This is a genomic window from Pseudomonas sediminis, assembly GCF_002741105.1.
Lineage (GTDB): Bacteria > Pseudomonadota > Gammaproteobacteria > Pseudomonadales > Pseudomonadaceae > Aquipseudomonas > Aquipseudomonas sediminis.
Genome location: NZ_NIQU01000002.1, coordinates 169004 through 183137, shown reverse-complemented (window position 1 = coordinate 183137; position 14134 = coordinate 169004). Strand labels below are relative to the sequence as shown.

The window sequence follows — 14134 nt, the reverse complement described above, 5'->3', positions numbered from 1 at the left end:
CATGCAGGTCAAACGCTTCTTCGCCGCCGATATGCGGACCGCCATGAAACTGGTGCGTGATGAATTGGGCGCCGACGCCTCGATCATCGGCAATCGCCGCGTTGCCGGTGGTGTCGAGCTGACTGCTGCGCTGGATTATCAGGCACCGACGCCGGTACGTCCGAACCCGGCCCTAGAAGCCGAGCTGCGCAAGACCCAGGCGCGCATCGCCAGCGCCCAGGCTGAGCTGAGCACACGTGCCGAGCAGGATGCCGGCAAGGACCGTCAATTATTCGCCAATGAATCCTTGCTGGCGCCCGAGCTGCCAGCGACTCCCGTCAAGCCACAGCGCCCCGTCGAGGCCGCTGCGCCTGCAACGCCGGCGGTCGACCCGCGCGCGCTGGATGCCATGCGCTTCGAGCTGCATGGCTTGCGTGAGCTGATCGAAGTACAGCTGGGCTCCATTGCCTGGGGCCAACTGCAGAATCGTCGCCCGCAGCAAGCCAATCTGTGGCGCCGCTTGCAGCGCATGGGGTTGTCCGCCGAACTGTCGCAGGCGTTGCTGAGCAAGGTGGCCGGCGTTGCCGAACCGCGTCAGGCCTGGCGTATGCTGCTGGCACATCTGGCCCATGCGATCGCTACGCCCAAGGTCGAGCCGCTGGAAGAGGGGGGCGTGATCGCCCTGGTCGGTCCGGCCGGCATGGGCAAGACCACTACGCTGGCCAAGCTGGCTGCGCGTTATGTGCTTAAGTACGGCTCGCAGCAGGTCGCTCTGGTGAGCATGGACAGCTTCCGTATTGGCGCGCAGGAACAGCTCAAGACCCTGGGGCGCATCCTCGGTGTGTCGGTGACCCAGATCGATCCGGGCCAGTCCCTGTTGCAGGCGCTTGCACCGCTGGCCAAGAAACGCGTAGTGCTGGTCGATACCGCTGGCCTGCCGAGCAACGATCCGGCGTTGCGTCTGCAGTTGGAAAGTCTGGCCTCGGCACGCATCAAGGCGAAGAATTATCTGGTATTGGCCGCAACAAGTCAGAGCCAAGTGCTCAAGGCGGCCTACCATAGTTACAAGCGTTGTGGCCTTTCTGGCTGCATACTGACGAAGCTGGACGAAGCGGCGAGCCTGGGCGAGGTTTTAGGCCTGGCTATAGGCCAGCAACTGCCGGTAGCCTATGTGACGGATGGGCCGCGGATTCCGGACGATCTGCAGGTGCCACGCAGTCACCAGTTGGTCAGCCGGGCGGTGGGCCTGCAGGCTGCCGAGGAACCGAGTGAAGATGCCATGGCGCAGATGTTCGCCGGCCTCTATCACAACCCGGCCAAGCGGGCCGGCTGAAGCAGCGAGAATGTTGCACCCTCTCGCCACGTGGTGCGGGAGTGAACGGCCTCAATAGGTGCTTTTCAACGACCTGTAGGGCCAAGTCGAAGTTAGACAAGGTGTAGAAAGAACATGGGTATGCATCCCGTACAGGTGATTGCGGTGACTGGCGGCAAGGGTGGCGTCGGCAAGACCAATGTATCGGTCAATCTGTCCATGGCCCTGGCCGATCTCGGCCGTCGGGTGATGCTGATGGACGCTGACCTTGGCTTGGCCAACGTCGACGTTCTGTTGGGCCTGACGCCCAAGCGCACCCTGGCCGATGTCATCGCGGGTGAATGCGATTTGCGTGACGTCCTGCTGCAGGGGCCGGGTGGCGTGCGTATCGTGCCGGCTGCGTCCGGTACGCAGAGCATGGTCAGCCTCACGCCGATGCAGCACGCCGGCTTGATCCAGGCGTTCAGTGACATCAGCGAAAATCTTGACGTGCTGGTGATCGACACCGCCGCAGGCATCGGTGATGCGGTGGTCAGCTTCGTGCGTGCCGCGCAGGAGATCCTCGTGGTGGTCTGCGACGAGCCTACCTCGATTACCGACGCCTACGCGCTGATCAAGCTGCTCAACCGTGACCATGGCATCAGCCGCTTCCGCGTGCTGGCCAATATGGCCCACAGCCCGCAGGAAGGACGCAATCTCTTTGCTAAGCTGACCAAGGTGACGGATCGTTTCCTCGATGTCGCCCTGCAGTATGTCGGTGCCGTGCCCTACGACGAATGCGTGCGCAAGGCCGTGCAGAAACAGCGCGCTGTCTATGAAGCCTTCCCTCGCTCCAAGTGCGCCCTGGCGTTCAAGGCGATAGCTCAGAAGGTAGATACCTGGCCGTTACCGGCCAATCCCCGTGGTCATCTGGAGTTTTTCGTCGAGCGTCTGGTGCAACAACCGACCGCAGACTCGGCCGTATGACAGCAGCCTCTGGACTTCGTATGTACAACAAGGCTCAGGCGCAGGACTCCCAGCACCAACTGATCGAGCGCTATGCGCCGCTGGTCAAACGCATCGCCTACCACCTGTTGGCCCGTCTGCCGGCCAGCGTGCAGGTCGATGATCTGATCCAGGCCGGCATGATCGGTTTGCTCGAAGCCTCGCGCAAATACGACTCCAGCAAGGGCGCCAGTTTCGAGACCTTCGCCGGTATCCGCATTCGCGGCTCCATGCTCGATGAGGTGCGCAAGGGCGATTGGGCGCCGCGTTCGGTGCACCGCAACAGCCGCATGGTCAGCGATGCCATTCGTGTGGTTGAGGCAAGAACCGGGCGTGACGCTAAAGATCACGAGGTTGCGGCCGAACTCCAATTGAGTCTGGAGGATTACTACGGCATTCTTGGCGACACTTTGGGCAGCCGCCTGTTCAGTTTCGACGACCTGTTGCAGGACGGCGAGCACGGCGGGTTGCACGAAGACGCCGGGCACAACCACCTCGAACCTTCGCGGGACCTCGAAGACGAACGCTTCCAGGCGGCTTTGGCCGATGCCATCGCCGGTTTGCCGGAGCGTGAACGTCTGGTGCTGGCGCTGTATTACGATGAAGAACTGAACTTGAAGGAAATCGGTGAAGTGCTGGGGGTTAGCGAGTCACGCGTGAGCCAGTTGCACAGCCAGTGCGCGGCGCGTTTGCGCTCGCGGCTGAGTGAATGGCGCGCTGGCTGAACGCGGCGTGCTCGCAGGCGCAAACGGTTTCACGATTAAAGGACGTAGTTGCAAGCGCAATACGTTTGGGACTGTACGGAGGTCGACTTGGACAAGAACATGAAAATCCTCATCGTTGACGATTTCTCGACGATGCGACGGATCATCAAGAACCTCTTGCGGGACTTGGGTTTCACCAATACCGCAGAAGCCGATGACGGCACCTCGGCGCTGCCGATGCTGCAAAGCGGCAGCTTCGACTTTCTGGTCACCGACTGGAACATGCCCGGAATGACTGGCATCGACCTGCTACGTGCCGTGCGTGCCGACGAGCGTCTCAAGCACCTGCCGGTGCTGATGGTGACTGCTGAAGCCAAACGCGATCAGATCATCGAGGCGGCTCAGGCCGGTGTGAATGGTTATGTGGTCAAACCCTTCACCGCTCAGGTGCTGAAGGAAAAGATCGAGAAGATCTTCGAGCGAGTCAACGGCTGATGCCAGCCGCGAGGGTGCTATGGAACACGATGACTCCACGCTGGGTGACCTCGAGTCGACCCTGAAAAACAACGCCCGCGATCTGGTCGATAGCCTTGAACAAGGCAACTTCGGCGCTGCGGTGCAACTGATCAACGAGCTCAACAAGGTCCGTGATCGCGGGCTGTATCACGAGGTCGGCAAACTGACCCGTGAACTGCACAACGCCATTGTCAATTTTCAACTCGATCCGCGTATGCCGCATGCTCAGGAGCTGTCGCAGATCGCCGACGCTACCGAGCGTCTGAACTACGTCGTGACCATGACCGAGAAGGCCGCCAATCGGACCATGGATCTGGTCGAGCAGAGCGCGCCGCTGGTCAATGATCTGAGCGATGAAGCGCAGAGCCTGAGCGTCGAATGGGGTCGCTTCATGCGCCGCGAGATCGGTGCCGACGGCTTCCGTGAACTGGCCAAGCGGGTCGAGCTGTTCCTCGCCCGTAGCGAGCGAGATGGCGCCAAACTTTCCGGTCACCTCAATGACATTCTGCTGGCGCAGGACTATCAGGACCTTACCGGTCAGGTGATCAAGCGTGTCACCCAGCTGGTGACCGAAGTGGAAAGCAATCTGCTGAAATTGATGCTCATGGCCAGCCAGGTCGACCGTTTTGCGGGTATCCGGCACGACCACGAAGAGCTGCGTAGCGAACGAGAAAAATCAAAAGAGCCATCGCGGGGTGAAGGTCCGCAGATTCATGCCGATAAGCGTGATGACGTTGCATCCAGCCAAGACGATGTCGACGACCTGCTGTCCAGCCTAGGGTTCTAAGGAGCACACAATATGAGCTTCGGCGCCGATGAAGAGATCCTCCAGGATTTCCTGGTAGAGGCCGGCGAGATTCTCGAACAGTTGTCCGAACAGTTAGTCGAGCTGGAAAGCCGACCGGACGACATGAACCTGCTCAACGCCATCTTCCGCGGTTTTCATACCGTCAAGGGCGGAGCGGGTTTCCTCCAGCTCAACGAGCTGGTGGAGTGCTGCCATATCGCCGAAAACGTCTTCGACATCCTGCGCAAGGGTGAGCGTCGCGTCGATTCGGAGCTGATGGATGTGGTGCTCGAGGCTCTTGATGCAGTAAACGGCATGTTCGGCGAGGTGCGTGAGCGCCGCGAGCCGACACCCGCGTCGCCTGAGCTTCTGGCGGCACTGTCACGCCTGGCCGAACCGGGCGGCGCCGAAGCGGCTCCTGCGCCGGTGCAGCAGGCCGAACCAGAACCCGCACCAGAGCCTCAGCCTGCTGCGCCGTCGGTCTCCGCGGGCGACATCACTGACAGCGAATTCGAGCAACTGCTCGATGCGCTGGGTGACGCGCCGGCTGCAGCTCCGAGCGCCGAAGTCAGTGCCAGCGATGAGATCACCGATGACGAGTTCGAGTCGCTGCTCGATCAATTGCACGGCAAGGGACAGTTTGCCGGCGCTGTCGAGGCGCCTGCCTCCACGGTAGTCGCTTCTGCGCCTGCTGGTGCAGCGGCAGGCGATGACATTACCGACGACGAATTCGAAGCACTGCTTGATCAACTGCATGGCAAAGGTCAGTTCTCTGCGACGACCGAAGCCGCTGCGCCAGTCGCTGCCGCTGCGCCAGCCCCGGCTGGCGACGAGATTACCGATGACGAGTTCGAGTCCTTGCTCGATCAGTTGCACGGCAAGGGCAAGTTCGTCCCGCCCAGCGAGCCTGCACCTGTAGTCGCTGAGAAACCGGCTGCCGCGCCCAAGGCCGCGGCACCAGCAGCCAAGCCAGCTGCGGCCAAGGCTGAACCTGCCGCACCGCGTGCCGCGGTGCCGGCCCCAACCCCGGCAGCGGCGGAGAAGGCCCCTGCCAGCGAAGCCGAAACCACCGTACGGGTCGATACCGCACGCCTCGACGAGATCATGAACATGGTCGGCGAGCTGGTGCTGGTACGTAACCGTCTGGTGCGTCTGGGCCTCAACAGCGGCGACGAGGCCATGTCCAAGGCGGTGTCGAACCTCGACGTGGTCACCGCGGATCTGCAGACCTCGGTGATGAAGACCCGCATGCAGCCGATCAAGAAGGTCTTCGGCCGCTTCCCGCGCCTGGTCCGCGATCTGGCGCGCAATCTGAAAAAAGAGATCAACCTCGAACTGGTGGGCGAGGAAACCGACCTCGACAAGAACCTGGTTGAGGCGCTGGCCGACCCGCTGGTGCACTTGGTGCGCAACGCCGTCGACCACGGCGTGGAAACCCCGGAAGAGCGCGAGAAAGCCGGCAAGGCACGCGCTGGCCGCGTGGTGCTGTCCGCCGAGCAGGAGGGTGACCACATCCTGTTGTCGATCACCGATGACGGCAAGGGTATGGACGCTGATGTGCTGCGTGCCAAGGCTGTGGAGAAAGGCCTGCTGGACAAGGACGCGGCTGATCGGCTCAATGAGTTCGAATGCTACAACCTGATCTTCGCCCCGGGCTTCTCGACCAAGACCGAGATCTCCGATGTGTCCGGCCGCGGTGTGGGCATGGACGTGGTGAAGACCAAGATTTCCCAGCTCAATGGCACGGTCAACGTGTTCTCACAGAAGGGGCAGGGCTCGAAGATCATCATCAAGGTGCCGCTGACCCTGGCGATCATGCCGACCCTGATGGTGATGCTGGAGAACCAGGCCTTCGCCTTCCCGCTGGTCAACGTCAACGAGATCTTCCACCTCGACCTGTCGCGCACCAATGTGGTTGATGGCCAGGAAGTGGTGATCGTGCGCGACAAGGCGCTGCCGCTGTTCTATCTCAAACGTTGGCTGGTGCCGCAGGCCTTCCACGAAGGTCAGCGCGAGGGCCATGTGGTGATCCTCACCGTCGGTAGCCAGCGCATCGGCTTTGTCGTCGATCAATTGGTCGGGCAGGAGGAAGTGGTAATCAAACCGCTGGGCAAGATGCTGCAAGGCACGCCCGGGATGTCCGGCGCCACGATCACTGGCGATGGACGCATCGCGTTGATTCTCGACGTACCGAGCATGCTCAAGCGCTACGCTCGACGTTTCTGATGTTTCGCGGCGCGGGTCATGGCTTCGCGCCGTCTAGGAGTGTGTATGGCTGTTAAGGTTCTGGTGGTGGACGACTCCGGTTTCTTCCGCCGGCGCGTTTCAGAAATTCTGTCTGCTGACCCCAGTATTCAGGTTGTGGGCACGGCCACCAATGGGCGGGAAGCCATCGATCAGGCGTTGGCGCTCAAGCCCGACGTGATCACCATGGATTACGAGATGCCGATGATGGACGGCATCACTGCGGTTCGAAACATCATGCAGCGCTGCCCGACGCCAGTATTGATGTTCTCTTCGCTGACCCACGAAGGGGCCCGCGTGACGCTCGATGCGTTGGACGCCGGTGCGGTGGATTTTCTGCCGAAGAACTTCGAAGACATCTCGCGCAACCCTGAAAAGGTCAAGCAGATGCTCTGTGAGAAGGTGCATAGCATTGCTCGCAGCAACCGTCGTTTCAGCTCGGCTGCGGTGGCTCCGGCGCCGACTGCGGCGAGTCCGAGTGCGGCGCCGATTAGTCGTCCGGCCGTTTCAACGCGGCCTGCTGTGCCGGCTCCCGCTCCCGTTCCCGCAGCTCCTGCACGTACCGGTGGTGGGGCAGCGGTTTCGTCTGCGCCCAAGCGCAAGGCTTACAAGCTGGTGGCCATCGGCACGTCCACAGGTGGCCCGGTGGCGTTGCAGCGTGTACTGACACAGCTGCCGGCCAATTTCCCGGCACCGCTGGTGCTGATCCAGCATATGCCAGCGGCCTTCACCAAGGCCTTCGCCGAGCGCCTGGACAAGCTGTGTCGCATTCAGGTCAAGGAGGCTGAGGACGGCGATATTCTGCGCCCTGGCCTGGCGTTGCTGGCGCCTGGTGGCAAGCAGATGATGGTCGATGCGCGCGGCGCGATAAAAATCCTGCCGGGTGACGAGCGCCTCAACTACAAACCCTGCGTCGATATCACCTTCGGCTCGGCCGCCAAGTCCTATGGCGACAAGGTGCTGGCCGTGGTTCTGACCGGCATGGGCGCTGATGGCCGAGAGGGCGCGCGCCTGCTCAAGCAGGGCGGCAGTCAGGTGTGGGCGCAGGATGAGGCCAGTTGCGTGATCTATGGCATGCCCATGGCCGTGGTCAAGGCCAACCTGGCGGATGCCGTCTATGGCCTGGATGACATCGGCCGGCACCTGACCGAGGCTTGCCAGTGACCCAGGCTAAGTGTGGAAACCGCGCATGGATGTACTGAGCCTAATCGGCGTCATCCTGGCGTTCGTCGCCATTCTGGGTGGCAATTATCTGGAAGGGGGCAACGCCGGAGCGTTGCTCAACGGTCCGGCGGCACTGATCGTCATCGGTGGCACGCTGGGCGCGGCTTTTCTGCAGGCGCCGGTGCAAGTGTTCAAGCGTGCCATGAGCATCATGCGCTGGATCTTCTTCCCGCCTCGTATCGATCTGGTCGGTGGCATCAATCGTGTGACCGGCTGGAGCATGGTGGCGCGCAAGGAAGGCCTGCTCGGCCTCGAGGCTGTGGCCGATGCTGAGCCTGACCCTTATGCGCGCAAAGGCCTGCAGTTGCTGGTCGATGGCGCCGAGCCGGAATCCATTCGCAGCATTCTCGAGGTCGATCTCTACACTCAGGAGGCCCGTGATATCCAGGCTGCCAAGGTGTTCGAGAGCATGGGCGGCTATGCCCCGACCATTGGCATCATCGGCGCGGTAATGGGCCTGATCCATGTGATGGGCAACCTGGCTGATCCCAGCATGCTCGGCAGTGGCATTGCCGTGGCGTTCGTCGCCACCATCTACGGTGTCGGTTTTGCCAACCTGCTGCTGCTACCGATGGGCAACAAGCTCAAGTCCATCGCGCTGCGCCAGTCGCGTTACCGCGAGATGCTCCTCGAAGGCATCCTGTCCATCGCCGAGGGTGAGAACCCGCGTTCCATCGAACTGAAGCTGCAAGGCTTCATGGACTGATGGAGGTATGGCATGGCGCGCAGGCGGCATCATGAAGAGCACGAGAATCACGAGCGTTGGCTGGTCTCCTATGCCGACTTCATCACCTTGCTGTTCGCCTTTTTCGTGGTGATGTACTCGATCTCTTCGATCAACGAAGGCAAGTACAAGATTCTTTCCGAGTCGCTGACCGGTGTATTCAATCAGCCTGATCGCTCGATCAAGCCGATTCCGGTCGGCGAGGAACGGCCGCGCACCAGCGAGCCTGATAACACCTCGATGGATGACCCCAGCTCGGATTCGACCCTGCAGAACATCGCCTCCAGCGTGCGCGAGGCATTTGGCGAGCTGATCCAGAGTGAGCAGTTGACCGTGCGCGGCAACGAGATGTGGATCGAGATCGAGCTCAGCTCCAGTCTGTTGTTTCCCAGTGGTGATGCCATTCCGAACAACCAGGCGTTCGACATCATCGAGAAGGTCGCCAAGATTCTGGCGCCCTATCAGAATCCGGTTAAGGTGGAAGGATTCACCGACAACCTGCCGATCCAGACCGCCCAATACCCTACCAACTGGGAGTTGTCTTCCGCGCGTGCGGCGAGCATCGTGCGTATGCTGGCCATGGATGGCGTCGACCCTTCACGTCTGGCGGCTGTCGGTTACGGTGAATTCCAGCCGGTGGCGGACAATGTCACCGCCGAGGGCAGGGGGCGTAATCGCCGGGTCGTGCTGGTGATTTCGCGCAACCTCGACACGCGACGTGGCGCTGGCAGTGCCGCGACCCAGCAGTCAGAGGCTGGCACGCAACCTGCACCAGCGTCTGCGTCGGGGGTTCCACAGTCGTGAGCCGTCAAATCCCAGTCGCCTGCTGTGTGCGTGCGACAGCCATTCTCGGCCTGAGCGCCTCTTGCCGGGAGGATGAGAGAAAATGAAAGTTTGGGCAGTAGCCAACCAAAAGGGCGGGGTCGGCAAGACCACCACCTCCATCGCCCTGGCAGGCCTGTTGGCCGATGCCGGCAAGCGTGTGGTCGTGGTCGATCTCGATCCGCATGGATCGATGACCAGTTACTTCGGTCATGATCCCGACGCGCTGGAGCACAGTTGCTTCGATCTGTTCCTGCACCAGGGCAACGTGCCGCAGGGCCTGCCCAAGCAACTGCTGCACAGCACCAGTCACGAGAATATCTCCCTGTTGCCGTCGAGCACCGCGCTGGCCACGCTCGAGCGCCAGTCGCCGGGGCAGAATGGCCTGGGTCTGGTGATCGCCAAGAGCCTGGCGCAACTGTGGGAAGATTTCGATCACGCCATCATCGACAGCCCACCCTTGCTCGGCGTGCTGATGGTCAATGCCCTGGCCGCCAGCCAGCAACTGGTGATTCCGGTGCAGACCGAGTTCCTCGCAGTGAAAGGCCTGGAGCGCATGATCACTACGCTGGCGATGATCAATCGTTCGCGCAAGCAGGCCTTGCCTTACACCATCGTGCCGACGCTGTTCGACCGCCGTACCCAGGCGTCCATGAGTACGCTGCGGGTACTGCGCAACACTTACCCTGAGCACCTGTGGCCGGCTTACATTCCGGTCGACACGCGCTTGCGTGATGCCAGCCGGGCAGGGCGCACGCCCTCGCAGTTCGATGCCGGTAGCCGTGGGGTGATCGCCTATCGTGCGCTGCTCAAGCATCTGTTGAGTCATCAGCCGGCGGCGCAGGTGGCTTGAAATGAGCGTCTGTGTTGAACTGCGACACTCAAGTCGGAGCATGCCGCGGCCGATAGGCTGTCAAGATCTTATTCCGGGTTCCAGTCATGAGTCGTAACCTCGCCACCGCTACGCGTTCCCAGTTGGCTCTGCAGTCCTACCTCGATGGGCTGCTGCAGGAAGCTGCCGCCGAACTGGAGATGTCCGTCAGCTTCGACGAATTCGAGGCTGCAGTGCTCGAGGAGCAAGTGCGCGATGCGCGACTGGTCGAGCCAGTAGTGCTCGCTAGCGTGATCGAACCGCAGGTACAGGCGGACGTTGCGCCGGTTGAATTACTCGCACCGATACAGGCTCCGGTCATCGATGAGGCGCCGCCAGTAGTTGCTCCCGCTGCCGAGCTGGCGCCGCAGCCGGCAGCGCTCCTGGCCGATGGTCGTCCTGCCTGGGCCGAGGAGCCGTTCGAATGCCTGCTGTTCGATGTTGCCGGGTTGACCCTGGCCGTGCCGCTGATTTGCCTGGGCTCGATCTATCCGCTCGAAGGCCAGGAGCTGACTCCGCTGTTTGGTCAGCCGGATTGGTTTCTCGGCATCCTGCCGAGCCAGGCCGGTAACCTGAAGGTACTGGATACCGCCCGTTGGGTGATGCCAGACCGTTATCGCGAGGACTTCCGCGAGGGTCTGCAGTACGTGATTTCGGTGCAGGGCTACGAGTGGGGGCTGTCGGTGCATCAGGTCAGCCGTTCGATTCGCCTGGACCCGAGCGAGGTCAAGTGGCGCAGCCAGCGTACCCAGCGTCCCTGGTTGGCTGGCACTGTGATCGAACACATGTGCGCGCTGCTCGACGTAGCGGCATTGGCTGAACTGATCGCCAGCGGTGGGGCGAAGCGCCTGAATGGCGGAAAACTGCATTGAGAATTGGTGGGCCTGTGCCAACGGGCTCTATAGTTGATGACAAGCGGGTCGACCCGCGCATGCCGCACTGAGCGGTTTTTGACGAGGCTAGGGACATGAAGAAAAGTTCTGCACAAGGTGCCGAAGATCCGATTCTGCAGTGGGTGACCTTTCGCCTGGACAACGAGACCTACGGCATCAACGTGATGCAGGTGCAGGAAGTCCTGCGCTACACCGAGATCGCTCCGGTTCCGGGCGCGCCGAGCTACGTGCTGGGCATCATCAACCTGCGTGGCAATGTGGTCACCGTGATCGATACCCGCCAGCGTTTCGGCCTGGGTTCGGCGCCGGTCACCGACAATACCCGTATCGTCATCATCGAAGCGGACAAGCAAGTGGTCGGCATCCTGGTCGATAGCGTGGCCGAAGTGGTCTACCTGCGTCAGTCCGAGATCGAGACTGCACCGAACGTCGGCAACGACGAGTCGGCCAAGTTCATCCAGGGCGTGTGCAACAAGAACGGCGAACTGCTGATTTTGGTCGAGCTGGACAAGATGATGTCCGAGGAAGAGTGGTCGGAGCTGGAGAGCATCTGAGCCATGTCCGAATTCGCCATGCTTGCCGCGGCTCTGGCCTTCGTGGCGCTGCTATGCGTGGCCCTGGGCATCGTCTGCAAAGGCCTGTACCGCAACCAGCAACGCCTGCTGGACGAACAGGCCAAGCGTGACGCCGTGCGCGATGCACGGATCAGGGAACTGAGTAAACGTCTCGACGCCTACCTGACCGGCAGCATTCGCATGGGCGAAGAGCTGCATGAGCTGCGCCGTGTGGTGGCGCCACTGCCGGACAAGGTTAGCCAGATCGAGCAGCGCGATCCCAACAGTCTGTCCTTCACCCAGGCCGCTCGCCTGGTTGGCATGGGCGCCAGCGTCGACGATCTCACCCAGTCCTGCGGCCTCAGCACGGCCGAGGCCGAGCTGATCAGCCGGCTGCATCGACCCAAGAAAGCCTAAGCGCTGCGGCCGCGAAGCTCTTTCTGCCGGTCACTCAACGCGTTCTGGCAGTTTCCCGTTAATCGGCAGCCGGCCCACTCAGGCGGGGAAGTGGCGGGGTGACGTCGCGCTCGCTTTCCTGTGCCGGAGTGAAACCCTCCGGTGTCTTGCCCTGCAGGTGCCAGGCAAAAGCGATGATCTCGGCAATGCAGCGATACAGCGCCTCAGGAATGGCATCGCCCAACTCCAGGCGCGCCAGCAGGCGTACTAACTCGGCGTTCTCATAAATCGGTACTTCGTATTCGCGAGCGATGGCAAGGATGGCTTCAGCCAATTCATCATCACCCTTGGCGCTAAGTATCGGTGCGCTTTGCCCGTCATAATTGAGGGCGATGGCCTGACGCGCTTCGGACTGCGGCTTGCGGCTCATGCGGTTTCGTCCACCCAGCGTTGTTCCAGCGAGGTTTTCGGTCCTTGCGGTGGCATGCCCTGGCTGCAGGCCAGTTCGCCAACCTCCAGTCCTGCGGCTAGCAGGCGCTCACGCAGGTTGCCCAGCTCGGCGGTGATCAGCGATGCCGTATCGGCGCGTTCGGCCCACAGTTGGCTGGAGAGGCTGCCGCGCAGTAGTTGGGCGCGAACCTGCAGCGGGCCAAGATGATCGAGGTCGAAGGCCAGTTCCACGCGCCAGAGCGTTTCCTTCTGCTCCGCTTTCTCCGCCTTGCCACTGTCTTCGCGCTGCAGTTTGATCTGCAGTGGAATCACTTCCTGCTGGTGGCGCATGGGCAGCTCCAGCTGCCAGGTGGTCAGCAGGTTGCCGTTGGCATCCACCTGGGTTTGCGCCAGGCTCGATAGCTGATGGGTCTGCAGCCGTGAGACGGCTGCAGCGGCGAGCTTCAGCAGGGTTTCCAGGTCGGCTTCGCCGTCCATGTTCTGCAGCAAGCGCGAGGGTAGGGGAAAGGTCAGCGCCTGTTGGCGTGCCGTTCCGGTAGCGCCTGCGCCGAGCAGTTGCCGAGCCAGGTTGGGCAAGTTCTGGTTAAGGGCGTTCTGCAGGCCGGCAAGGGGCCCGGAGACACCTGGAAGTTGCGGCATCAGCTGGGCGATCAGGCGCAGCAGGTTGGCCTTCAGGTCCTGCGGCAATGAGCCGGTCTGGCCCTGCAGCAGTTTGGCTTCGAGCAGCACACCACTGCCTTCGAGTGCCTGCGCCAGGCCTTTGGCGGTGCTTAACTGGTTGCTGTCGGGGAGGCCGGCAAGCAGCTTGTCGATACTGCCGCGCAGCGCCTCATCGCCACCGCCCAGGTTCTGCAGGCCCTTGAACAAGCCCTCCAGTGACGCCTGGCGATTCTGCTGGGCGGCCAGTTGCTGGCCCAGCACCAACTGATCGAGGCGGCCGCTGAGCGGCAGAAAGGCGAGGCTCTGGCTGCCTTGCACTTGCGCGCTGAGCAGGCTGCCGAGCGGCAGATTCAGGGGGCTGTCGATGGCCAGCTTGTTGCCCGCCAGCGGAGTGTTGAGCAGGTTGACCACCAGGCGATAGATCGTCTGCGCATTCTCTGTCGGCAGCGGGGCGTTGCTGACGACCTTGCCCTGCACCAGTGTGCCGGGCGGCAGTTGCTGCAAGTCGAGGCTGGTCAGCGGCTTGTCACCGCCAGCCTGCAAGGCCAGCGCCAGGCGAGTCTCGGACAGTGCGGTGACCACTAGCGCGCTGCCCTGAGCCAGCGGTCTGGAGCTTTCGGCTTGCAGAGTCGCCTGCTTGCCGCCTGCGAGGGTCAGTTTGAGCAGCAGCTGGAAGCTTTGCGCTTGTTCGCGAATCGCCACGACTTCGGCCTTGGCGCTTTCGCCGGCCGCCAGCATGCCTTCCAGTGGCTGCAACAGGCGCACAGCCATGTCAGCGGCGGTCGCAGTGTTGCGAATCACTGGCGCGGAAGGGGGAAGTGGGCGTGGGCTGCTGATTTCGCTCATGGGCTCTCACGTATCTGATGGTGTACTGCTTCACGAGTACAGCCTACGGCCGATTTGCCTGCCACAGATTAACACCCTGTCGAAAATGCTGACTGCGGGGACAGCGGCGCGCCATGTATAATGCCGCCCCGCTGCGCATAGTAGTTCCGGCACGCGTCAGTATAGCGG

The 14134-nt window shown here is 62.0% G+C and carries 15 protein-coding genes; 13 read left to right on the top strand and 2 right to left on the bottom strand.

Annotation, left to right across the window (positions count from 1 at the left end; translation table 11 throughout):
* Position 1: 1 nt before the first annotated feature.
* The 13 genes from flhF (at position 2) to CDO35_RS06365 (ending at position 12031) form a co-directional block, all read left to right on the top strand.
* The gene (flhF, locus tag CDO35_RS06425; protein WP_099523121.1) at positions 2-1312 is read left to right on the top strand and encodes a flagellar biosynthesis GTPase FlhF; all 1311 of its coding nucleotides are present in this window, start codon (positions 2-4) and stop codon (positions 1310-1312) included.
* A 114-nt stretch (positions 1313-1426) separates the two neighbouring features.
* Positions 1427-2257 (top strand): flagellar synthesis regulator FleN, encoded by an 831-nt coding sequence (gene fleN / locus CDO35_RS06420; protein ID WP_162843938.1) that lies wholly within the window; start codon positions 1427-1429, stop codon positions 2255-2257.
* Entirely contained in the window at positions 2254-3000 is a 747-nt protein-coding gene (gene fliA / locus CDO35_RS06415) for an RNA polymerase sigma factor FliA (RefSeq protein ID WP_166432387.1), read from the top strand. The genes fleN and fliA overlap by 4 nt, the downstream gene beginning before the upstream one ends.
* 99 nt (positions 3001-3099) lie before the next feature.
* Complete coding sequence (locus tag CDO35_RS06410; protein ID WP_169968482.1) at positions 3100-3474, top strand: chemotaxis response regulator CheY; 375 nt, start codon at positions 3100-3102, stop codon at positions 3472-3474.
* Between the two features lie 19 nt (positions 3475-3493).
* Entirely contained in the window at positions 3494-4282 is a 789-nt protein-coding gene (locus CDO35_RS06405; protein WP_099523119.1) for a protein phosphatase CheZ, read from the top strand.
* Positions 4283-4294: 12 nt separating this feature from the next.
* On the top strand, positions 4295-6508 hold the full coding sequence (locus tag CDO35_RS06400; protein WP_099523118.1) for a chemotaxis protein CheA: 2214 nt from the start codon (positions 4295-4297) through the stop codon (positions 6506-6508).
* Between the two features lie 45 nt (positions 6509-6553).
* A complete protein-coding gene (locus tag CDO35_RS06395; protein WP_099523117.1) occupies positions 6554-7690 on the top strand; it encodes a protein-glutamate methylesterase/protein-glutamine glutaminase in 1137 nt (378 codons plus the stop codon).
* Between the two features lie 25 nt (positions 7691-7715).
* A complete protein-coding gene (locus CDO35_RS06390) occupies positions 7716-8456 on the top strand; it encodes a flagellar motor protein (protein ID WP_099523116.1) in 741 nt (246 codons plus the stop codon).
* Positions 8457-8468: 12 nt separating this feature from the next.
* A complete protein-coding gene (gene motD / locus CDO35_RS06385; protein WP_099523115.1) occupies positions 8469-9278 on the top strand; it encodes a flagellar motor protein MotD in 810 nt (269 codons plus the stop codon).
* Between the two features lie 82 nt (positions 9279-9360).
* The gene (locus CDO35_RS06380; RefSeq protein ID WP_099523114.1) at positions 9361-10149 is read left to right on the top strand and encodes a ParA family protein; all 789 of its coding nucleotides are present in this window, start codon (positions 9361-9363) and stop codon (positions 10147-10149) included.
* A gap of 86 nt (positions 10150-10235) precedes the next feature.
* Complete coding sequence (locus CDO35_RS06375; RefSeq protein WP_099523113.1) at positions 10236-11039, top strand: CheW domain-containing protein; 804 nt, start codon at positions 10236-10238, stop codon at positions 11037-11039.
* Positions 11040-11134: 95 nt separating this feature from the next.
* Positions 11135-11614, top strand: a complete 480-nt coding sequence (locus tag CDO35_RS06370) for a chemotaxis protein CheW (RefSeq protein WP_003243242.1) — start codon at positions 11135-11137, stop codon at positions 11612-11614.
* 3 nt (positions 11615-11617) lie between these two features.
* Entirely contained in the window at positions 11618-12031 is a 414-nt protein-coding gene (locus CDO35_RS06365; RefSeq protein ID WP_099523112.1) for a DUF2802 domain-containing protein, read from the top strand.
* 58 nt (positions 12032-12089) lie between these two features.
* Here the strand turns inward: CDO35_RS06365 and CDO35_RS06360 are convergent, their stop codons facing one another.
* A complete protein-coding gene (locus tag CDO35_RS06360) occupies positions 12090-12440 on the bottom strand; it encodes an EscU/YscU/HrcU family type III secretion system export apparatus switch protein (RefSeq protein WP_099523111.1) in 351 nt (116 codons plus the stop codon).
* Positions 12437-13966 (bottom strand): flagellar hook-length control protein FliK, encoded by a 1530-nt coding sequence (gene fliK, locus CDO35_RS06355; RefSeq protein ID WP_099523110.1) that lies wholly within the window; start codon positions 13964-13966, stop codon positions 12437-12439. Before fliK ends, CDO35_RS06360 begins: the two co-directional genes overlap by 4 nt.
* Between the last annotated feature and the right edge of the window lie 168 nt (positions 13967-14134).